A 20,741-nucleotide genomic window follows, 5' to 3' on the forward strand; every position below is an offset into this window, starting at 1 on the left:
GTCAGCATTCGCCTCCTTACTCCATATCGATGATCACTTTCATCACACGGTCCTTCTCGTCCTCGATCAAAGTATATGCATCGGCATAAGCCTCGAAATCCACATGATCCGTAATCAGCGGAAACAGCTGGACTTTCTTCTCCGTGATCAGCTTTACGGCTCCATCGAAGTCGGACGATTGGTACATGGCACTGCCCATGACGGTCAGTTCATGGTCTTGGACAAACCCCATGTTGACTTCCGTCAATGCCGAAACCACGCCGACCACTACGACCGTGCTTCCTTTCCGGGCCTTTTCAATCGCCTGTGCAACCGTGTAGCTGGATCCGACACATTCAAAGATCACATCGGCTTTCCGGTCCCCGAAATGCCGGTTGATGCCCGCATCCAAATCTTCTTCCTTGCTGTTGATCGTGTGCAGGCCCACTTCTTCCGCCATTTCGAGCCTGACTTTGCTCAGTTCGGAAACGACCACTTTCTCGGCACCGAACGCTTTTGCAGTCTGGGCAACAAGGTTTCCGATCGGCCCGCCGCCGATGACGAGCACGTTCTTCCCTTCAAGGTCCCGGATCCTCCGGACCGCATGGACGGCAACCGCGAGCGGTTCCACCATGGCGCCCTCATCATATGTAATTCCTTCCGGAAGACGGGTCAGCCAGTCCGCATCGACCACAAAGTAATCGCTGGCCATTCCGGTCGTTTGGAAGCCCATTACTTTCAGGTCTTCGCATACGTGGTACATGCCGTTCCGGCAAGGGAAACACCGGCCGCAAACCACTTGAGGCTGTACGGTGACCCGGTCCCCTTCACTGTATTCCGTCACGCCCGTTCCGAGCTTCGTAACTTCCGCCGATACCTCATGGCCCTGGACGACCGGGAAAGAGGTGTACGGGTGCGTCCCGTGGTTCACATGGATATCCGATCCGCAGACGCCGATCTTCTTGATTTTGATCTGGACCTGGCGTTCACCGGGTTCCGGGATGTCTGTTTCGTGAAATTCGATTGTGCCGGGTTGTGTCATAACCGCCTGTCTCATTTTCATATCGGTCACCCCATCAGTTAAAGTTTACGACTACTTTTTTCGATGTCTGTCCGTCCAGGTACCGCCCGAATGCTTCCAGCACCTCTTCGAAATCGACGATTTCTGAGATGAATTCTGAGAGGGACAACGTTCCCTGTCCCAGCCATTCCATGATTTGATCATGGCACTGCGCCTCTTCTTCCTTGTAGGGCATCTGCTGGAAGTTCAGCTTCCAGTTATACGGCGCGGAAGACCAGTCCAGTTCCATGGCATTCGCTTTGGGGACTCCATAGCACAATACTTCGCCCCGGTCTTTCAGCAAGGTAAGCGCCTCATTCAGGATTTCCTTCGATCCTACGGCATCGAGCACATATTTAACGCCGTCCGGATAAAGTCCTTTTACGGCAATCCCGATGTCTTCCTCCCTGCTATTGATGCAGCGGGTGGCACCGAATCCTTGCATCAGCGCTGCTTTCTCTGCACTCCGGACAACCGAGACGACATCAGAGACGCCCGACAGCCGGAGGAGCTTTACAAACGCCATCGCAACCGGGCCGCTTCCATACACGAGGACGGTTTCGTCCGGATCAATGTTGAAATAACGGATCGTGCTCAGCACCTCACGCAGCGTCACGATCACCGGAGCTTCCTGAGGATCGATCGACTCCGGCAGCACCTGCTGGGCCAGGGCCGTCTCGGGTGCAGCATCCGCCGGATAGGAATCCAGATCGTCCACAATCCCGTATTCGCTGAATGCTCCCCAGCCGGAGCCGATCTGCTGTCCGTTTTGGCGCGGGGCCGGGACGAACGGGAGGATGACCCGGTCGCCTTTTTTGTACCGGGTGACCGCCGAACCGACTTCGACCACTTCACCAAAGCCCTCATGACCCAAGACCAACGAATAATTTTCTGTCCCAAACCCTTTGAACGTCCTTTGGACGATCGTCGCATCAGTCCCGCAGATGCCGCAGCTGAGCATTTTGACCAATGCCTGATGTTCAGTGATCTCAGGCATGTCCACTTCCTGGACTTCCAGCTTTCCGTCCTGGTTCACTACCAATGATTTCATGGATGGTTGCCCTCCTTAAATCGTGCGATCCCGTTTGCTCGTGGCAATCTGCAGAAGCACTGCCGCGATGATGATGACACCCTTGATGATGTCCTGCGGATAGGAAGGGACGGCCATCAGGTTCATGATGTTGCCGATCAGCCCCAGGATGAGGGCACCGGCGACGGTGTTGAGAACAAATCCGCGGCCGCCCATCAGGCTGGCCCCGCCGATGACGACTGCCGCAATGGCATCCAGTTCCTGCCCTGTGCCGACCGTCGCGCTCCCAGTCGAGGACCGGGCTGCGACAAACACACCGGCAAGCGCGGCAAGCGCTCCCGAAAGCGCATAGGTCGACATGATGTATTGCTTCGTCCGGACACCCGCAAGCTTCAGCGCGGTCTCGTTGCTTCCGATCGCGATGACTTTCCTGCCGTAGCCGGTGTATCGGTGGACGATGGTGAAGACAATGATCAGAAGGATGGTGATCCAGATGATCGGGTACATGAAATCTTTGCTGACGAGCGTGCTGATCGTGCCGGCTTCCACTTTTACCGGACGCCCTTCCGTCAGGACGAACGCGACCCCTCTGGCAATGGTCATCGTGGCAAGCGTCGCAACGAAGCCCTGAATGCCGGCGTATGCGACCAGGATGCCGGAGAAGAGGCCGAATGCGAGGCCGATGATCAATGCAACACCGATCGAAACGGAGAAATGCATTCCGAGGTCCGTGATCAGAATGGCAGAGACGGTGGCTCCGACCGCCATGATCGAGCCGACTGACAGGTCAATGCCGCCGGCGAGGATGACGAACAGAAGCCCGATGGCCACCAAGATCGGCCCGGCCTGCTGCAGGAGAATGTTCCGCAAGTTCATCGTCGTCAGGAATGTATCAGATAAGAAAGCACTGACGATGACCAACAGCAACAGGATAATGAACGTATTGTTGTTGATAATGAATTCTTTCCAGTCGAATTTCTTTCTAGTTGCTTCCATCGATGTTAAACCCCCATCGCCAGTTTGATTAAATGGTTTTCAGTCAGGTTTTCCTTTGGAACTTCGCCGGTCACCCGGCCTTCCCTCATGACAATTGCCCGGTCACACACACCGATGATCTCGGCCATCTCCGAAGAAATGATGATGACGCCGACGCCGCTTTCGGCCAGTTCATTGATGATGCGGTAAATCTCTGTTTTGGCGCCCACGTCCACGCCGCGGGTCGGCTCATCCAGAATGATGACTTTCGTGTCGACCGCGAGCCATTTGGCCAAGGCGACTTTTTGCTGGTTCCCGCCGCTCAGGCTGTCTGCGTTGTCTTCCGTGGATCCGTACTTCGTGGCGATCCGCGCGAGAAGCTCACGGACTTCCTGCTGCTCTTTTTTATGGTTAATGAAGCCATTCCCCTGGCGGGATACGAGTGTCGCGTTATACCGGATTGGCTGCTTCAGCAGGAGCCCCTGCGTTTTCCGGTCTTCAGGCAGAAGGCCGATCCCCTTCCGGATTGCCTGCTTCGGACTTCTGAAGTTGACTTCTTCTCCAAAATAGCGCACCTTTCCAGAAGACTTTTTATCTGCCCCGAAGATGGCGCGCATCGTTTCCGTGCGGCCCGAACCGACAAGCCCGCTGAATCCGAGCACTTCGCCTTTCCGGAGGGAGAAGGACACGTCTTCAACGAGGTCTCCCGCAGCCAGGTTCTCAACCCGGAGGATTTCCTCCCCGATCTCGGCGTTACGTTCCGGGAACAGCTGCTCGATTTCCCGGCCGACCATCATCGTGACCAGCTGCTCCTTCGTGATGGAGGCGGTTTCGACGGTATCGACATACTTCCCGTCCTTCAAGACGGTGATTTTGTCACTGATCGCAAACAACTCTTCCAGCCGGTGTGAGATGTAGAGGATCGTCACGCCTTCCTGCTTGAGCTTGACGATCAGTTCCAGCAGTTTCTCGGTCTCGGAATGGGTCAGGACGGCAGTCGGTTCGTCAAAGACGAGCACCTTTGAATCTTTCGCCAGACACTTGCAAATTTCCACGATCTGCTGATAGGCGACACTGAGCTCTCCGACTTTCTTTCCGGGATCGATGTTGCCGAATCCGATTTTCTGAAGTTGTTCTTTTGCACGGCGCTTCAGGTCTTTCCAATTGATGAAGAGACCCTGCTGCATATGATCGATGAAAATGTTTTCGGCGACCGTCAGATCCGGTGCCAGCATGAATTCCTGATAGATGACGGATACGCCCATATCGAGCATGGCACGCGGCGTGGCCGTCGTGGCTTCTGCACCGTCAATCAGAATGGTCCCTTCGTCTTTCGGATAGGCCCCCGCCAGGATTTTCATCAAGGTGGATTTACCGGCACCATTTTCACCGATCAGCGCATGGATTTCCCCGCGCTTCACGTTCAGGTGCACGTCCTGCAGCGCTTTGACGCCTCCGAAGTGTTTTGAGATATGGTTCATTTCGACAATATACTCAGGAGTCATATACAGCCTCTCTCCTTTCTCAAGGTCGCACGTTCCGGGCTTTTTTCTGTCCCTTTCGCAAAGAAACCCTCCCGGAAGCCGGGAGGATCATTGCTCACTGAATCGGAAACTGATCAGAATCCGAGATCGTAATACTCTTCCACATTTTCTTTCGTGATCGCAGCCGGCTCCGTCAGCGTCACTTCTTCATAACTTTCCGGATCTTTTCCGTCCACCAGGATTTCCTTGGCGATTTCTATTCCCTTTTCAGCTACAAGCGTCGGGCTGTTGAGTCCTGTTGCAAAGTAGCCGCCTTCTTTGATCCGGTCAAACGCATCAACGGCGCCATCCGCAGCTGCCACGATATCCACATCCTTGATGCCTGCATTATCCAGCGCAGTCATCGCTCCGAAGAGCATCTGGTCGTTCTCGCCCAGGGCCGTTGTGAGATCGGAGTTGGCGGTGATCAGGTCTTCCGCAGCCTTCAGGCCTTCTTCCTCAGTCCAGTTGCCCCAGCCTTGGCCTACAACAGAGAACTTGGCTTCCTCGTTCGTTGCCTTGCCTTTCGAGCTGAGCGCGGATTCAAACTCTTCGGCGAGCTTCCATGCTTCATCTTCGGAAACACCCAGTTTCCCTTCGATGATCCCGGCAAAGAGCCCGGTGCGCCGCTCGTAGCCTGCAACGTTCCCCTTCGCACCGCTCAGGACGATTGCCTTGATCTCTTCATCGCCCATCTTCTTGGCATATTCCAAACCGACAAGACGGCCGTTCTGGCGGTTATCCGAGTAAACCGTCGTCACGTCATTCGCTTCTTCCGCAACGCCGCTGTCCAGGTTGATGACCGGAATGCCGGCTTCCGCCGCGCTGTCGATGCTCGGCACAACCGCGTCCGGCTCGATCGCATCAAGGAAGATCAAGTCTTTGCCCTGTGCAATGAACGTTTCCATGTTGGCCGCTTCCTTCTGGACATCGCCGCCTGCATCCAGGATCGTCACTTTCCAGCCTTGCTCTTTTGCATATTTCTCTACCTTATCGGCAAGTGATACGAAGTAAGGCGAATCTTGTGTTTTGAGAGCAAATCCGACTTCAAGCTGTTTCTCCCCGTCTTTCCCGCCTTCGGCAGATCCGCCGCCCTCCGTGTCGCCGCATGCGGCAGCAAACAACGATGTTGCCAAAACTGCAGACGCAAACCCCAACCACTTCTTCATCTTTTTATCCCCCATTCGGTAAGTTCATTACGTCGCTGTATTGTAATGTAGTGACAATACAATGTATTAATACTATACAATCAACTGTTAGCGTTTTCAATAGTATTTTAAATATTTTTCTGAATGGAAAATTAACTCAAAACAGCAAGCATTTTAGACGATCGTAAAGCCGCCGTCCACTACCAGCTCTGCCCCTGTAGTAAATGAAGCGGAATCCGAGAGAAGATAAATGACTGCGCCGGCCAGCTCTTCCGGCTTCCCGAGACGCTGCATCGGCGTCCATTCCGCCCACTTTGCCCGCCAGTCTTCCCGGACATAGGAAGTGAGTTCCGTAAACATATATCCCGGGCTGATGCAGTTGACACGGATTCCGTGCTCTGCCCATTCATAGGCAAGGGATTTGGTCAGATGCGTCACGCCCGCCTTTGACGTATTGTAGGACGCCTGAAGCTGCGGGTAATTGACGATGATCCCCGACATGGACGCGGTGTTCACGATCGACCCTTTGATGCCGTTTTCGATCAGATACTTGCCGAACAGCTGCGCCACATAATAGACGCCGTTGAGGTTCACGTCGATCACTTTTTTCCATTCTTCCGGAGTGGCTTCAATGACCGGCTTCTGGATGACGATGCCCGCATTGTTGAAGAGCATTTCGATCTGCCCCATCTCCTGTACGGATTCTTCTAGTGCCTTCCGGATGCCGTCATAGTCCGTCACATCCACCTGCCGGGAAAACGTCTTCCGGCCGTATGCTTCCGCAATCTCCCCGGCAGCCGCCTCCGCCTTCTCCCCCTGCAGGTCGAAGATGACAATGTTCGCCCCCGCTCCTGCGAGATGATCGGCGACCGCACGGCCGATGCCTTGTGCGCCCCCGGTCACCAAAATTGTTTTCCCCTCAAGTGAAAACAGGTTTTTCAGAATATCCACGTTTGTCATCTCCCTGATCTGTTTGTTAATGGCCCAGCCGTTCCACCCGGATTTCCTGATACAGGCGCCCCGCTTCTTCTTCGACGACAAAGCCGGTCTGTTCAGTCAGCGTATTGGCTGCCGATACTGCCACCGCCCGGCGAAGCAGTTCTTCGGGGGCGCTGCCATTCATGAGTCCGACGGCGAGACCGGCGACCATGGCGTCCCCGGAGCCGACCGTATTGACGGTGCTGAGCTTCGGCGGCCGGGCATGGTAGCTTCCTTCCCGGCTGACGAGGATGGCGCCCTCACTCCCAAGCGAAACGACCGCATGGCGGATCCCCGCCCGGATATAGTTTTGGCAGAATCTGACCACGCCCGGCTCATCCAGCTCCATTCCGGCAAGCTGCACGAGCTCGTCCCGGTTCGGTTTGATCACGGTCGGCGCGGCTTTCAGCCCTTCGGTCAGCCATCGCCCGCTCGAGTCAAGGATCACGGGTTTGCCTGCCTCATGCGCCGCCTCCGCCAGCAGGGCATACATATTGTCCGGCATGCCCCTCAGGCCGCTGCCCGAAAGCGTGACGACCCGGGCATCTTTCAGAAGTTCCTTGAAGTGGCCGATGAAGCCCTCCACCGTCCGATTGTCAACCTCATCTCCCGGTTCGAGCAGTTCAGTGGAAGTGCCGTCTCCGTCGATGATATTGATGCAGATCCTGGACTCGATCGGAGCATCGAAGAAATCATTCGGTATATGCTCCTGCTCCAGCAGGTCCCGGATCCTGTCACCGTTCCGTCCGCCGAGGACACCGGTTGCCCGCACTTCCGCCCCCAGCGAGTGGACCACACGGGCGACATTCAACCCTTTGCCGCCGGCACTGGGGATGACGCGGGCCACCCGGTTCACTTCTCCCGCGTACAGCCGCTCCAGCCGGTACGTCTGATCGATCGCTGCATTCAGCGTAACCGTCAAAATCATTGAAGGCCCTCTTGATTGCCGCTTTGGATGAGAACTTTTCCCTTTACCTTGCCCGGTGTGCGGAACATCCCGAACGCATCGGAAATGTCCTGCAGCGGCATCACCCGGTAAAGCAGCGATTCATCAAACCGGATGGTGCCGGAACGGATCGCCTCGGCGGTCTCTTTCCATTCCTGGCCCGGGAAGCCTGAACTGTAGGACATCCATGAGCCGGTGAGCGTGAACTCTTTCCGGTTCAGCGCTTCCCATTCTTCCACGGAGAAAGTCAGCTCCCTCGTCGGCGTACCGATGAGGCAGACGGCCCCTTTCTTTTTCACCAGGCCGAATGTCTGCTTGATCGTCGCCGTGTTGCCCGCCGTCTCGTACACAAAATCGAACTCCCTGCGCCTCCCCTGTCCGTCCTGCAGCTGCACGGCAAAATCCGGATCACAGGTATTGATGCATTCATCTGCACCGTACTGACGGGCAAGCTCCAGCCGTTCGTCATTGATGTCAAACACCGTCACGGAACCGGCGCCCAGCGCCTTCAGCCACTGAAGCGTGAAGAAGCCGATATTCCCGATGCCGAGCACGGCCACGGACGAGCCGGGCTTGAACGGCAGCCGCCGGATCCCATGGAGCGCCACGGTGATCGGCTCGAAGAAGGCCCCCTTCCAATAAGGGACCGACTCATCGAACCGGATGGCGTTCGCTTCAGGAAGCACGACGTACTCGGCAAAGCTTCCGTCCCGTCTCGAACCGATGAAGCTGTAATCACCGCAAAGTGCATAGTCCCCGTTTTCACAGTGTTCGCAGTTCATGCAGGGCAAAAGCGGAGCGCCCGCAATGCGGTCCCCCGGCCGGACTCCGGATACGCCTTCTCCCGTTTCCACGACTTCCCCGGAGAATTCATGTCCGAGGATGATCGGATAATAATGGGCCGCTTCCCCGTTCACCCGCGGGATGTCAGAGCCGCAAATTCCCGTGTACATCACCCGCACCAGGACCTCACCCGGACCCGGTACCGGGGTTTCCACTTCTTCAAAGAGGATTTGTTCCTTGCCATGCAACACACCGGCCTTCATCACACATACCTTCTTTCATCGATTCCGTTCACTGAAATACGCCCTCGCTCAACACTTTCGACAGATTCAGATACAGATCCAGAGACGGCTCATATTTTTTCCGTTTCTCCGGATCGGGCGTGTGCTCCCGCTGGACGTCAACCGTCTTCTCCACCGCTTCCTCGTAGTCCCGGTAGATGCCGGCGCCCACTCCGGCAAGCAGGGCCGCACCGAGAGTCGTCGCCGTATCCGATCCAGGCACTTTGATCGGGCATCCGGTCACGTCCGCATACATCTGGATCCACAGCTCGCTGTTTGCGGCACCGCCCATCGCATGGAAATCGAGCTCTCTGATCCGGACGCCCGCTTCTTCCGCCGTCAGCAGATTGTGATAAACCGAAAAAACAACACCCTCCAGCACCGCGCGGGTGACATGGGCTTTCTTCTCCTTGTAGCTCAGGCCGTAAAAGACCCCCTTGGCTCTCGGGTTCCAGATCGGACTCCGTTCACCAGATAGATACGGAAGGAACACAACCCCGCCCGATCCTTCCGGCGCCTCTGAAGCGAGTCGTGTGAGCTCGTCAAAACCGAGGTCTTCGCCAAATTCTTCCCGGAACCACCGGAGAGCGCCTCCGCCTCCGACTGTCCCGCCCTGGAGGAGGTACCGATCCGGCACCACATGCGGAGAAAAGATCAGCTTCGGATGGGTTTTCGGCTCGTTGAGGCAGATGCTGACGCCCCCTGCCTGGCCGCCCTGCAACTGTGTTTCGTAATGACGGATCACGCCTGCCCCGAGCGTCCCGCATGCGGCATCCAGGCCGCCCGCAATCACGGGGGTGCCTTCCCGCAGGCCGGTTTCGGCAGCCGCTTTCTCCGTCACGGTTCCGATGATTTCATCGCAGGCGACGAGATCGGGCAGCTTCTCCATCGGGATGCCGATCCGCGCCGCCATGTCCCGGTCATAGTCGAACGTCACCGGGTTATAAAAGTGCCAGCCGTAGCTCTGGCTGCGGTCGGCGGTCATCCGGCCGGTCAGCTTCATCCCGATGAACCCGTTGCTCTGCAGGAACTTATGCGTCCGTTCAAATACATCCGGCCGCTCTTCCCTTAGCCAGACGGCTTTCGGCGTCGAGTAGGACGGGGACCATGAATTCCCGGAGACCGAGAACACTTCCTCGTCCGGGATTTCAAGCTTCAGCCGCCCGACGATCTCCGAAGCCCGTGTGTCCATCCAGATCGGGGTCCGGCCGAGCACCCGACCGTTCCGGTCGACCGGAATCACGGACCACCCTTGCCCTGCTAGACCGATGGCCGCTATGTCGGCGGGATCAACGGCTTCATCCGCCAGGCACTCTTTCACTGACCGGCAGACCGCTTCCCACCATTCATCGGGTTCTTGTTCCACCCATCCGGTCTCCGGCGTGTAGAGCGGGTAATTCGAAGAGGACTGGACCACAACTGTTCCGTCTTCTTCAAATACCGCCACCTTGCACGAAGAAGTGCCGATGTCGATTCCAAGCAATAATCGTTTCATCTTCGCTCACAACCTTCTCACCATCCGGTGGCCTGGGAATGGCTCCCGCATGACTTCATTTTTTCGATGGCCACTGCCTTCACCCGGTCCCGTGCATAGCCGGTGAATTTCTTCGGATCCACAAAGTCTTCATTCATGCCGATGTACTCCTTGACCGCTTCGGTGAACGCAATCCGGAGTTCCGTCGCATAGTTGATCTTGCTGATCCCATGCCGGATGCAATTCCGGACGTCCTGTTCGGTAAGCCCGGATGCCCCGTGGAGGACGAGCGGCACGTCCAGTGCATCCCGGAGTTCCTGCAGCCGCTCGAGATCGAGGACCGGTTCCCCGTGATACACGCCATGCGCCGTTCCGATCGCCACCGCGAGCGAATCCACCCCCGACTGTTCGACGAATCGTACCGCTTGTTCCACTTTCGTATAGCCGTCCGTTCCGTACTCCGGGTCCCCCGGCTTTCCGCCGACATTCCCGAGTTCCGCCTCGACCGATACACCGACCGGTTTTGCGAGTCCGACGATCTCGGCGGTCATCCTCAAGTTCTCTTCAAACGGCTGCTTGGAGGCATCAATCATGACCGATGTGTAGCCCGCACGGATCGCCTTCAGCGCCAGTCCGGCCCCGTCTCCGTGATCAAGATGGAGCGCAACCGGCACATCCGCATCCTTGACGGCTGCCGATACCATCGCCATGTACATATCCATCGGCGCATATTTCACGGTATTGGCGGATGTCTGGATGATGACCGGGGATGCAGTCTCTTTCGCCGCATCCACAACAGCCTGCACCATTTCCATGTTCTCGACGTTAAACGCACAGACACCGTAGCCATGTTCCATCGCATGCCGGAGAATCTCATTCGTCGTCACAAGCGTCATCAGTTCCATTCTCCCTTCGACTGGTGCTGTTCAAAGACCGGGCGCAGGGCGAAATACATGTCATCGAACCGCTTCTTGGCCCGGTCATAGACCGCCCGGTGATCCGGGTTGGGCTCAACCGAATGATGGACCTCAAGGAAACGGTCCACGACCCGGAAATCTTCAAATATCCCGGCTCCGACACCTCCGATGATGGCCGCCCCCATAGAGCCCGCTTCATCCAGGATCGTCGGTACGGAAACATCCAGGCCGAACACATCTGCGATGATCTGCTGCCACGCTCCGCTTTTCGCCCCGCCGCCGATCAGCATCAGTTCCTCGATCTCGATGTGGCTCCGCAGAACGTCCAGGATGATGCCCAGGTTATACGTGACCCCTTCCATCACACTGCGGAGAAGTTCAGCCCGTGTTGTTTCGGATGTGATGCCGATATACGACCCTTTCGAGGCAGCATCCCATCTTGGTGCCCGCTCCCCCAGCAAGTATGGAAGGAAAAGCAGTCCGTTCGAGCCGGCCGGAGCCTGTTCAACCTGTTCATTGATCGAGTCATAGACATTGCGCCCCTCACGGTCGGCCGTTGCCTGCTCGTCTGTGCAGACCGCATCTTTCATCCAGCTGACCGCGCCGCCCGCATACTGCATCGTTCCGTTCGGAGCGTAGTATCCGGGGATGGCATGCGCCCAAGTGACCGTCCGCATCTCCGGATCGAAAATGGGCGCTTTCGCAGTCGTCGTCACCCAGGCGGAAGTGCCTAGCGAGCAGTACGTTTTCCCTTCTTCCACCGATCCCGCACCGATGTTGGCAGTCACGCCGTCTCCGGCTCCGATCACCACTTTCGTTCCGGCGGCCATTCCCGATTCTGCCGCGGCCTGCCGGGTAACGCCTCCCGCCATGTAAGTCGACGGGCGCAGCTCGGGGAGCTTGGCCGGATCGATGCCGCTCGCTTTGACAATGCGGTCCGACCAATCGAGGCTGTTCAGGTCAAAACAGCCCATGCCGTTTGCATCCGAATAATCGGTTACGAATTCCCCCGTCAGCTTAAAAACGATGTAATCTTTCGCATTGAGGACTTTATAAGTCTGTTCATAGATTTCCGGCTCATGTTCACGGATCCACATCAATTTCTGTACTCCGTAGGACGGCGTATTGCGGTGACCGACAATCCGGTAGAACTCTTCCTGGGTCAGGTGCTCCCCGAGTTGTTCCGCCTGCCTGACCGCCCGCTGGTCCGCCCAGATGATCGAATCCCGCAGCGGCCGGCCTTCGCCATCCACGCACAGGCAGCCCATCATCTGTCCGCTGAAGCTGACAACCTCAATATCGGACGGATCAATTCCCTGCTCCGCGATCAGTTCTTTCGTGGACCGACAGACAGCTTCCCACCAGTCCTGCGGATTCTGTTCCGCCCATTTTTCATTGAAATAGCGGGTGCCATAAGAGACGGTCCGGCTTCCGGCCATCCGTCCCTCCGCCGTGAATAAAGAAGCCTTGTTTCCCGATGTCCCCAGGTCATGCGCCAAAATGTACTGTCCCACACGACTTCCCCCTCGTTACGTCTTATTTTGCTGTGATCACGATTTCAAATCGGTTTTTATCTCCCCGATAACGGGCGACTGAGTACTCGATCGGTTCGTCTTTTACGTTGTATCCGATCGACTCGAACTTCTGGATTGCGCTCCCGCTTTCCACGCTCAGGTGCTCACGGTCATACGGGTTGGCCTCGACCGCTTCGATGAACCGCCGGATTTTGTTGATGGATGTGTCTTCCTGCATGGCCAGGACCGGATAAAGGGATTCCTTCACCAGATCATGGTCCAATACAAATTTGCACCGTTTGTACGGCAGGTACGTCTTCACCATGACGATCGGTTCGTTGTCCGCGAAGCGCCTCCGGTGGATATAGATGACTTTGTCTTTTTGCTGCAGTTTCAGATGTTCCGCCACCTGCTCCGGCGCGGAAATCACTTCAAAGTCGAGGATCTCCGTGGATGGCGACATCCCGAGCGCCCGGATCTGATCGTTGAACGATCCGAGTGCCTGGATGAAGCTCTGCGAAATTTTAGGTGTCCTGACGAACGTGCCTTTGCTCTTGACCCGGTACAGCCAACCTTCCTGGACCAGTTCGGTAATGGCCTGGCGGACAGTCGTCCGGCTGATATCAAAGATTTCACTGAGTTCTTTTTCTGTCGGGATGGCATCCTCGACCTGATACGTACCATCCTGAATTTGCTTTAAGATCAATTCCTTCAGCTGAAAATAAAGGGGAATCGGAACACTTTTGTCTAACTTGTTCAATGCCTGCACCTCATTGCCAATCAAAATATATTAAGTCGAATCTTCACACTTGACGGAAAGATATCGCTTTCAATATTATATCATTTAGTCACTACATCGCAATATCATTACAAAGGAACCTAGCAAAAATCGGAGGGGATGAAATGAAATACGGGGTCTACTTTGCATACTGGGAAAATGAATGGGACACGGACTTTGAACCTTATATCGAAAAAGTGAAGAATCTCGGATTCGACGTGCTGGAAGTGGCCGCACTCGGCCTCGTCAGCCTGCCGGACAGCAAGCTCCGGCGACTCAAAGAGCTCGCTGCAGAGCATGAAGTTTTGCTCACCGCGGGCATCGGCCTTCCGAAACAATATGACGTATCCTCTTCTGACGCCTCCGTCCGTGCAGAAGGAATCGCCTTCATGAAGAAAGTGATGGATGCCATGCACAAAGCGGGGATCGACCGGGTCGGCGGAACCATCTATTCTTACTGGCCGGCAGACTACTCGGGACCGGTCGACAAAGAAACCGCACGCCGGCATAGCATCGAAAGCATGCAAGAGCTGGCCCGCTACGCCAAACAATACGACATCATCCTGCTGGTCGAAACCCTCAACCGCTTCGAGCAATTCCTGCTCAATGACGCACAGGAAGCGATGCGCTATGTGGAAGAAGTCAATGAACCGAACGTCAAAGTGATGCTCGATACATTCCATATGAATATCGAAGAAGACAACATCGCCGATGCCCTTCGCCTGGCCGGACGCCACCTCGGCCACCTGCATATCGGCGAAGCGAACCGGAAAGTCCCGGGCAAGGGATCCATCCCGTGGCAGGAAATCGGCGATGCCCTCCGGGAGATCGACTACACCGGCTACGTAGTGATGGAACCATTCGTCAAAACAGGCGGACAGGTGGGCCGGGATATCCGGGTCTGGCGGGAACTCTCCGCGGACACCCGCGAGGAACAGCTGGACCGGGACCTGGCTGAATCGCTGGTGTTTGTGAAAGAGAAGTTCGGCAGATAAGGCTTCCGATTTTCAGTTCACCATCACTTGCGTTCTCGCCATCTCAGAACCGAATGCTTACATCAAGGAAGCGATGGAAAAAGAACGCCCTGACTTGACCGCATCGTGGTCAGATCAGGGCGTTCCTCTTTTCAGCATAGCCATCACTTTCTCCGGCTTCCTCGATATTAATTCATTTCAAAACGCCCGTTTTGGCATACTCTTTCTTTGCCTCTTTACGCCAGTAATGCAGGATAGGCTCCGTATAGCCGTTTGGCTGCTCGGCGCCGCTGAAAATCAGTTCGTGGGCAGCTTTGAAAGCAAGGGAGTTGTCGTAGTTGTCGCCGATACGCCGGTAATTCGGATCTTGAATGTTTTGTTCATCCACGACTTTCGCCATTTTCTTTAACATCCCGGTGATCTGCTCTTCCGTGCACACTCCGTGCATGAGCCAGTTGGCGAGATGCTGGCTGGAGATCCTCAAGGTGGCCCGGTCCTCCATCAGTCCGGTGCCGTGGATGTCCGGCACCTTTGAACACCCGATCCCCTGATCGATCCAACGCACCACATACCCTAAAATCCCTTGGATGTTATTCTCGAGTTCTTCTTGAATCTCCTTATCCGACCAGACATGATCAGACAAAGGAACTTCCTGCATCTGCGTTCTGAGTTCGCTCCTGTTTCCGGTGATGTGCAGCTGGATTTCTTGCACGTTGACCTGATGAAAATGCATCGCATGCAATGTGGCCGCGGTCGGAGACGGGACCCATGCCGTACTGGCGCCGGAAAGCGGCTGATTGATCTTTTGTTCGAGCATTGCCTTCATTTGATCCGGCATCGCCCACATCCCCTTGCCGATCTGGGCACGTTGCCTGAAGCCTGCCAGAAGACCCTGCAGTACATTCGAACGTTCGTAAGCCTGCAGCCAATTGGCCGTCTTCATGTCATTTTTTCTGATCATGGCCCCTGCTTTCATGGCTGTATGGATCTCATCCCCGGTCCGGTCCAGGAACCCTGTGTTGATGAAGACAATCCGCTCCCGCGCTTCGAAGATACAGTTCTTCAGATTTAGGGATGTCCGGCGTTCTTCATCCATCACACCCATCTTGATGGTGTGGCGGGGCAGACCGAGCAGGTCTTCCACACGGTCAAACAGGTCATTGGTGAATGCCACCTCTTTTGAACCATGCATTTTCGGTTTTACGATATAGATCGATTTTTCGGCAGAGTTCCCATAGGCCGATTTTTCATCGAACGAGTGCATCGCGATGAGACTGGTCACCACAGCATCGATGATTCCTTCGGGAACTTCTTCTCCATTGGCGGTCATCACTGCTTCGCTCGTCATTAAATGACCGACATTGCGGACCAGTAGCAATGAGCGTCCTTTCAAGGAGAACGGGTCTCCGTTTGCGGATTGATACTCACGGTCTGCCGCCAACACCCTGGTGATCCGTTTTCCTTCCTTTTCAAAGGAGGCGCTTAATGTTCCCTGCATCAGGCCAAGCCAATTTCGATAGATCTTCAGTTTATCTTCTGTATCCACTGCCGCCACTGCATCTTCACAGTCCATGATCGTCGTCAACGCGGCTTCAAGCAGAATGTCTTTAACCCCTGCCTCATCCGTGCTTCCGATCGGATCATCCCGATCGATTTTCAATTCGATATGAATTCCGTAGTTTTTAAAGAGCCATGTATGGGGATCGGCCGCATCGCCTTGATACCCAATGAATGCTTCCGGGTTTATCAGGGACGTATTTGAGCCGTCACTCAGTTTTGCGCTCAACGAACCATCCGAAAGGGAGTACTGGACAACTTGCCGGTGCTGAGCCCCTTTCAATGGAATGACTTCATCCAGAAACGCCTTGCTGTACTCGATCACTTTGTTGCCCCGCACCGGATTATATCCCGCGGTCGGTCCCTCTCCACTTTCCCCGCCGATCACATCTGTTCCATACAGCGCATCGTACAGGCTGCCCCATCTGGCGTTGGCAGCATTCAAGGCGAAGCGGGCGTTATCCAGCGGGACGACCAGTTGAGGACCCGATTGGTTGGCAATCTCCGAATCAACGCCACTTGTGGAAATCGTGAAATCTTCCACTTCATCTTCAACATATCCGATCTCTTTTAAAAACGATTGATAGCGTCCTGGATCGAACGGCTCATTTTTTTCATGCCAGTCATCGATTATTTTCTGAAGGCGCTTTCTCTCTTCGAGCAGCGATTTGTTCCTTCCTGCAAATTCCTCAACAATCTGCTCAAAGCCCTTCCAGAAGGAACCTTTGTCGACGCCTACTCCGTTCAACGCTTCCTCTTCAATGAATTCGCAGAGCGTCTGTGCAACTTTCAATTTGCCGATTTCCTTGTACATCCCCATTCCCCTTTCTTCTCACACAATCAGTTCGCCTGCAGCAGATCGTTCAAACCGGCTGAGGCTCATTTTCGACAGATCCAAAGAAGTCTCCCGGTCCATGACCAGTTCGGTCATCAACGTTCCGATCAAAGGAGATAGTGTAACGCCGCTATGCGTTACTGCAACATACGCATTTTCCATTCCCGGGATCTGGCCCAGTATCGGAAGCCCGTCTTTCGGGATAACCCTCACCCCGGAAAAACACCTCACCACATTCGCTTCCGCCAACACCGGGAAATAGTCAAGGGCCATTCCGGCAGTTTCTTGCATGACGTCCAATGTCGTTTGCCGGTTATATCCTACTTCTTCCTTTGAGTAACCGATCAGCACTTCACCGTTTTCCGCCTGCCGAACACCTGCGATCGTCGTTTGGATAAACGGCTCCAGCGGCTCCGTCACCAATATTTGACCTCGGACTTGTTTGACGGGAATTGTGATGTCCAACATCCTGCCGAGTTCCCCCGTCCAGACTCCTCCGGCCAACACGATCTGCTTCGCGGTAAAAACGCCCTCTTTTTCCGTACGGATCTGATAATAGCCTTTGTCTCTCCGGATCTCGGTTACGGGATTGTAAAAAGAAAAGTCCACTCCGTTTTTCTTGGCAGCCTTCGTATACAGCTCCACCAGCCGGAAAGGATTGACATTTCCGTCGATATCACTGTAGGTGGCCCCCGCGGCTTTCTCGGACAGGAAAGGCTCTTTTTCAAGCAATTCTTCTCTCGTCAGAACTTTTACATCAATCCCGACCTTCTCCTGCATTTCAGCGAGCCGCAGGGCGTGTTCCCTGTCTTTTTCGTCAAAGAAAGGAGCGATGCCGCCTGTTCTTTTGTATTCGACGTCCCCTATCCGTTTCTTCAGCGTCGGGTAAAGCTCAGCGCTGTACATGCTGAGTTCCCCGTACCATGAAGGCGTCTTGTTGTGAACCCAGACCCATGCCTGCGTGGAGCCGGATGTTCCGGTTAAAATGAACCCTTTGTCGATCACAGCAACCTTTTTCGTCTTTCGTTCGGAAAGATGGTAAGCAATACTACTTCCCACCACTCCGCTCCCGATCACGACAACATCATACTGACGGCTCATGAGCGGCTCACTCCCGACACCGATTCCTTGAACACAGATATCACTTTTGTGGCTTCTTTATCAGTGGCCAGCGCCTTCAGCCTGATCATGCTGATCGGCATTCTTTTTTTGGGCGGCTCCACCTCACTGATTGAAACGTTTCGATACTCACTGATGACCCTGCGGACGAGACCGCCGCATAGCTTGGACTGGCAAGGCCCCATCCCGCAGCGTGTCAGCCTTTTGACATCATCGAAATGGCGGGCACCCGTCTTCAACGCCGTCTCAATTTCATCGATATTGACCTCTTCGCATTTGCAGACGATTACACTTTTATCCATAGGCGTTCTCCTGAACTGATTCATTTATGATTCCTGCCCGTTCTTCATGCACGATTCCGGAATGTTGATTTTCGGTTTTACGGAGCTCCTCCCAGAGTGATTGATTCCGGGTCAGGTATTCCTCGCGGGTCCTGAGGGAGAGATTCTTCAATACCTGATTGGCCGCAATCTCCGCAGTCAATAAGAGACCGCCGGCACATGTCACACCTGCTGCATTGCCGATCACAAATACGGAAGGAACGGTTGTCTCGAATCCCTCGTTATATATCGGAACTTGCCCGCCCAGCGACTCATTGTAAGTCAATTCGCAAGTGAGCAGCTCTGCCAGATCTGTAATCGGGCTCATCCCATTACTGATACAGATCATGTCGGCTTCCATGACCTTCTCCCCGCCCGAAGTTTGGATGATCGCCTTTTCCACTTCACCGTTCCCGAGGACGGCTTGGATCCGGCTCGAGAAATAGACCGGGATCCGCTCTTCGTGGATGCGGGCGATCCATTCTTCCGGGACCGCTGAACGGTCCCGTTCTTCGATGATTCCGGCGATGCTCACATTTTCTTTGCTGAATAAATCGGCAACTTCCAGTGTAAATTGGTTCAGCCCGACTATGAGGGCTGTGTTTCCGGGCCTGACCCGCTCCCGGTTAATGAGCAGCTGGGCCGCACCCAATGTCATCACACCGGGAAAAGTCCATCCCGGGAACAGGGCTGCGTCTTCAGCAGCGCCCGTTGCGAGAATGACTTGTCCGGCACTGATCGGAAATGTCCTGTTTCCGTCCGTCACACCCAGATCCCCGTTCTGATATACTCCGACAACCGAATGGCTGAGCAGCTGTCTGATCTCCAATGCATTCACCCGTCCGATCAGCTGTTCGATGAATTCTGTTCCTGTCATCGTTTCATAGGAGTCAGGAAGCGACCGGACAACAGCGGATTGATGGTGCATATGACCGCCAAGCTCAAAACCCTCATCCACCAAGACCACTTTTGCCCCACCTTCAGCCAATCGGCAAGCCGCTGTCAGACCCGCAGGGCCCCCGCCGACTATGAGCACATCAGTCTCCATCTCCACTCCTCCAGACGACCGGATCCGATGTACCAGGCTCGATTTTCATGCCTTCTTCAATCCGTTTCATACAGCTCAGCACATGGTCGATTCCATCGACCGTTACAAAGCAGCTGCAACATCTTCCGGTATGACAAAATATCCCGCGGGGCTGTCTGAGTTTCCGGCTCACTCCCAGCTTCCGGATGCCGTTTGCCAACAGTGCCGCAGCAATCGTCTGTCCTTTCAGTGCCCTCATTTCCGTTCCGTTAAATGAAAAGCTTACATATGCTTGTGGCTGAACAGACACCAAATGTTCCTCACCTACCCGGAGTATAATGTTATATCTTTTGATCTCGTAACTTTTCCATATCAGACCTGCTCGTTCACCTTCATCGAACGCATCGGATGATAAGGAGCCAAGTCGATATCGATGTCCTCTTCCGCAACGAGGCACGCTGCAAGATACCCGACATAAGGGCCCATCGTCAGACCGGAAGCACCTAATCCGGTCGCAATCACGACGTTCCCAAGTTCATCGACCCTTCCAAGCAACGGCAGGATGTCTTCTCCCATCGGCCTGAAGCCGATCCTCACCTCTTTGAGCGTGCCCTGAGCGAGACCCGGAGCCACCCGCAGGGCCTCATTCGTCACTTCCTGGACCCCGCTTACCGTCTGCCGATAGTCAAAACCGGAACCTGTTTCTCTTGTGGCCCCGGCCACTACCCTTGAATCGTCAAAAGCAAGCATATAATGGCTGCTTTGCGGCAGGATCACCGGCCATTCCGACGTATCCATATCCGGCAGTTCGATATGGGCAATCTGGCCTCTCTGCGGCACAACATTTAAATGTACACCCAGCGGATTCAAGAGCTCCGGAACCCATGCGCCCGCAGTGAGGATCACCTCATCCACACCCAGATCCGTTCCATCCACCGATACGCCGGTCACTTGTCTTCCATCCAAAACTAGGCTGGCTTCGCCACTGACGAAGCGGACGCCGTTTTTCACCCCCGCATTTTTCATGGCTTCACGAAGTTGCCTTCCATCCACCCTCGCGGCTCCGGAGACGAAAACAGATTCCAGGTTTTCATGCAATGGCGGAAAGAGCCGTCTCGTTTCTTCGCTGCTCAGCCGGCGGATCTCCCCCAATTCGGGCGCATCCGCTTGCTTGGCCCGGACATCCGATTCGATTTGATCCAGTTCCTCGGACCCTTCGCTGATGCAAAGAGCGCCCACCCGTTTATAACTCGTTTGGGTCTCGCCGTCTTTATCCAGGCGGTCAATCAAGCCAGGATAAAACCTGGCTCCTTCCCTCGCAAGCCTGTACCAGTCCGGATCCTTTACACTTGAGACCCAGGGGCAGACAATCCCTGCCCCGGCAGAAGTTGCTTTTCCGTCCTGCTCTTTGTCGATGAGGACAACCTCGATGCCTTCCTTTTTGCTTAAATGATAGGCGGCGCTGGAACCGACGATTCCCGATCCGATGATGGCTACTTTCACTTCATCACTCCTTAATTTGT

19 protein-coding genes are annotated in these 20,741 nt (G+C 55.0%); 1 reads left to right on the top strand and 18 read right to left on the bottom strand.

What is annotated here, in order from left to right; genetic code table 11:
* Positions 1-16: 16 nt before the first annotated feature.
* The 12 genes from B0B07_RS04650 to B0B07_RS04705 form a co-directional block, all read right to left on the bottom strand.
* Positions 17-1,042, bottom strand: coding sequence for a zinc-dependent alcohol dehydrogenase (locus B0B07_RS04650; protein WP_234982245.1), 1,026 nt, complete (start codon positions 1,040-1,042; stop codon positions 17-19).
* A gap of 13 nt (positions 1,043-1,055) precedes the next feature.
* Positions 1,056-2,090 carry a zinc-dependent alcohol dehydrogenase gene (locus B0B07_RS04655; protein ID WP_076757169.1) on the bottom strand — a complete coding sequence of 345 codons (1,035 nt, stop codon included), beginning with the start codon at positions 2,088-2,090 and terminating at the stop codon, positions 1,056-1,058.
* 15 nt (positions 2,091-2,105) lie between these two features.
* The gene (locus tag B0B07_RS04660) at positions 2,106-3,065 is read right to left on the bottom strand and encodes an ABC transporter permease (protein ID WP_076757170.1); all 960 of its coding nucleotides are present in this window, start codon (positions 3,063-3,065) and stop codon (positions 2,106-2,108) included.
* A 5-nt stretch (positions 3,066-3,070) separates the two neighbouring features.
* On the bottom strand, positions 3,071-4,549 hold the full coding sequence (locus tag B0B07_RS04665) for a sugar ABC transporter ATP-binding protein (RefSeq protein WP_076757171.1): 1,479 nt from the start codon (positions 4,547-4,549) through the stop codon (positions 3,071-3,073).
* Positions 4,550-4,662: 113 nt separating this feature from the next.
* The gene (locus B0B07_RS04670; protein WP_076757172.1) at positions 4,663-5,736 is read right to left on the bottom strand and encodes a substrate-binding domain-containing protein; all 1,074 of its coding nucleotides are present in this window, start codon (positions 5,734-5,736) and stop codon (positions 4,663-4,665) included.
* Between the two features lie 153 nt (positions 5,737-5,889).
* A complete protein-coding gene (locus B0B07_RS04675; protein ID WP_076757515.1) occupies positions 5,890-6,666 on the bottom strand; it encodes a glucose 1-dehydrogenase in 777 nt (258 codons plus the stop codon).
* Between the two features lie 25 nt (positions 6,667-6,691).
* Complete coding sequence (gene pfkB / locus B0B07_RS04680; protein ID WP_076757173.1) at positions 6,692-7,621, bottom strand: 1-phosphofructokinase; 930 nt, start codon at positions 7,619-7,621, stop codon at positions 6,692-6,694.
* Positions 7,618-8,685: a galactitol-1-phosphate 5-dehydrogenase gene (locus B0B07_RS04685; protein ID WP_076757174.1), complete on the bottom strand. Its 1,068-nt coding sequence runs from the start codon at positions 8,683-8,685 to the stop codon at positions 7,618-7,620. The genes pfkB and B0B07_RS04685 overlap by 4 nt, the downstream gene beginning before the upstream one ends.
* 28 nt (positions 8,686-8,713) lie before the next feature.
* The gene (locus B0B07_RS04690; RefSeq protein ID WP_076757175.1) at positions 8,714-10,198 is read right to left on the bottom strand and encodes a xylulokinase; all 1,485 of its coding nucleotides are present in this window, start codon (positions 10,196-10,198) and stop codon (positions 8,714-8,716) included.
* 17 nt (positions 10,199-10,215) lie between these two features.
* Positions 10,216-11,073: a class II fructose-bisphosphate aldolase gene (locus B0B07_RS04695; RefSeq protein ID WP_076757516.1), complete on the bottom strand. Its 858-nt coding sequence runs from the start codon at positions 11,071-11,073 to the stop codon at positions 10,216-10,218.
* Positions 11,073-12,608, bottom strand: a complete 1,536-nt coding sequence (gene xylB / locus B0B07_RS04700; protein ID WP_076757176.1) for a xylulokinase — start codon at positions 12,606-12,608, stop codon at positions 11,073-11,075. The genes B0B07_RS04695 and xylB overlap by 1 nt, the downstream gene beginning before the upstream one ends.
* A 22-nt stretch (positions 12,609-12,630) precedes the next feature.
* Complete coding sequence (locus B0B07_RS04705; protein WP_076757177.1) at positions 12,631-13,368, bottom strand: GntR family transcriptional regulator; 738 nt, start codon at positions 13,366-13,368, stop codon at positions 12,631-12,633.
* Between the two features lie 143 nt (positions 13,369-13,511).
* Here B0B07_RS04705 and B0B07_RS04710 point away from each other — a divergent pair, with 143 nt between their 5' ends.
* The gene (locus B0B07_RS04710; protein WP_076757178.1) at positions 13,512-14,381 is read left to right on the top strand and encodes a D-psicose 3-epimerase; all 870 of its coding nucleotides are present in this window, start codon (positions 13,512-13,514) and stop codon (positions 14,379-14,381) included.
* Positions 14,382-14,553: 172 nt separating this feature from the next.
* Here B0B07_RS04710 and B0B07_RS04715 read toward each other — a convergent pair whose 3' ends face one another.
* Genes B0B07_RS04715 through B0B07_RS04740 form a run of 6 tightly spaced genes read right to left on the bottom strand, consistent with a single transcriptional unit; the run spans position 14,554 to position 20,721 of the window.
* Positions 14,554-16,737, bottom strand: coding sequence for a malate synthase G (locus tag B0B07_RS04715; RefSeq protein WP_076757179.1), 2,184 nt, complete (start codon positions 16,735-16,737; stop codon positions 14,554-14,556).
* 12 nt (positions 16,738-16,749) lie between these two features.
* Positions 16,750-17,853, bottom strand: coding sequence for an NAD(P)/FAD-dependent oxidoreductase (locus B0B07_RS04720; RefSeq protein ID WP_076757180.1), 1,104 nt, complete (start codon positions 17,851-17,853; stop codon positions 16,750-16,752).
* Positions 17,850-18,173 carry a (2Fe-2S)-binding protein gene (locus tag B0B07_RS04725; RefSeq protein ID WP_076757181.1) on the bottom strand — a complete coding sequence of 108 codons (324 nt, stop codon included), beginning with the start codon at positions 18,171-18,173 and terminating at the stop codon, positions 17,850-17,852. Before B0B07_RS04725 ends, B0B07_RS04720 begins: the two co-directional genes overlap by 4 nt.
* Complete coding sequence (locus B0B07_RS04730) at positions 18,166-19,239, bottom strand: NAD(P)/FAD-dependent oxidoreductase (protein WP_076757182.1); 1,074 nt, start codon at positions 19,237-19,239, stop codon at positions 18,166-18,168. The genes B0B07_RS04725 and B0B07_RS04730 overlap by 8 nt, the downstream gene beginning before the upstream one ends.
* A complete protein-coding gene (locus B0B07_RS04735; RefSeq protein WP_327078163.1) occupies positions 19,229-19,675 on the bottom strand; it encodes a (2Fe-2S)-binding protein in 447 nt (148 codons plus the stop codon). Before B0B07_RS04735 ends, B0B07_RS04730 begins: the two co-directional genes overlap by 11 nt.
* Positions 19,591-20,721: an NAD(P)/FAD-dependent oxidoreductase gene (locus B0B07_RS04740; RefSeq protein WP_076757183.1), complete on the bottom strand. Its 1,131-nt coding sequence runs from the start codon at positions 20,719-20,721 to the stop codon at positions 19,591-19,593. The genes B0B07_RS04735 and B0B07_RS04740 overlap by 85 nt, the downstream gene beginning before the upstream one ends.
* Positions 20,722-20,741: the final 20 nt, after the last annotated feature.

Origin of the sequence: Edaphobacillus lindanitolerans, from assembly GCF_900156305.1 — a bacterium.
Classification (GTDB): domain Bacteria; phylum Bacillota; class Bacilli; order Bacillales_A; family Planococcaceae; genus Bhargavaea; species Bhargavaea lindanitolerans.

Excerpts from the sequence above, each read along its gene's own strand:
- B0B07_RS04725 (WP_076757181.1), bottom strand. The coding sequence starts at position 18,173 with ATGGATAAAAGTGTAATCGTCTGCAAATGCGAAGAGGTCAATATCGAT.
- B0B07_RS04665 (WP_076757171.1), bottom strand. The coding sequence starts at position 4,549 with ATGACTCCTGAGTATATTGTCGAAATGAACCATATCTCAAAACACTTC.
- B0B07_RS04660 (WP_076757170.1), bottom strand. The coding sequence starts at position 3,065 with ATGGAAGCAACTAGAAAGAAATTCGACTGGAAAGAATTCATTATCAAC.
- B0B07_RS04655 (WP_076757169.1), bottom strand. The coding sequence starts at position 2,090 with ATGAAATCATTGGTAGTGAACCAGGACGGAAAGCTGGAAGTCCAGGAA.
- B0B07_RS04690 (WP_076757175.1), bottom strand. The coding sequence starts at position 10,198 with ATGAAACGATTATTGCTTGGAATCGACATCGGCACTTCTTCGTGCAAG.
- B0B07_RS04695 (WP_076757516.1), bottom strand. The coding sequence starts at position 11,073 with ATGACGCTTGTGACGACGAATGAGATTCTCCGGCATGCGATGGAACAT.
- B0B07_RS04730 (WP_076757182.1), bottom strand. The coding sequence starts at position 19,239 with ATGGAGACTGATGTGCTCATAGTCGGCGGGGGCCCTGCGGGTCTGACA.
- B0B07_RS04715 (WP_076757179.1), bottom strand. The coding sequence starts at position 16,737 with ATGGGGATGTACAAGGAAATCGGCAAATTGAAAGTTGCACAGACGCTC.
- B0B07_RS04685 (WP_076757174.1), bottom strand. The coding sequence starts at position 8,685 with ATGAAGGCCGGTGTGTTGCATGGCAAGGAACAAATCCTCTTTGAAGAA.
- B0B07_RS04720 (WP_076757180.1), bottom strand. The coding sequence starts at position 17,853 with ATGAGCCGTCAGTATGATGTTGTCGTGATCGGGAGCGGAGTGGTGGGA.
- B0B07_RS04670 (WP_076757172.1), bottom strand. The coding sequence starts at position 5,736 with ATGAAGAAGTGGTTGGGGTTTGCGTCTGCAGTTTTGGCAACATCGTTG.
- B0B07_RS04710 (WP_076757178.1), top strand. The coding sequence starts at position 13,512 with ATGAAATACGGGGTCTACTTTGCATACTGGGAAAATGAATGGGACACG.
- B0B07_RS04650 (WP_234982245.1), bottom strand. The coding sequence starts at position 1,042 with ATGAAAATGAGACAGGCGGTTATGACACAACCCGGCACAATCGAATTT.
- pfkB (WP_076757173.1), bottom strand. The coding sequence starts at position 7,621 with ATGATTTTGACGGTTACGCTGAATGCAGCGATCGATCAGACGTACCGG.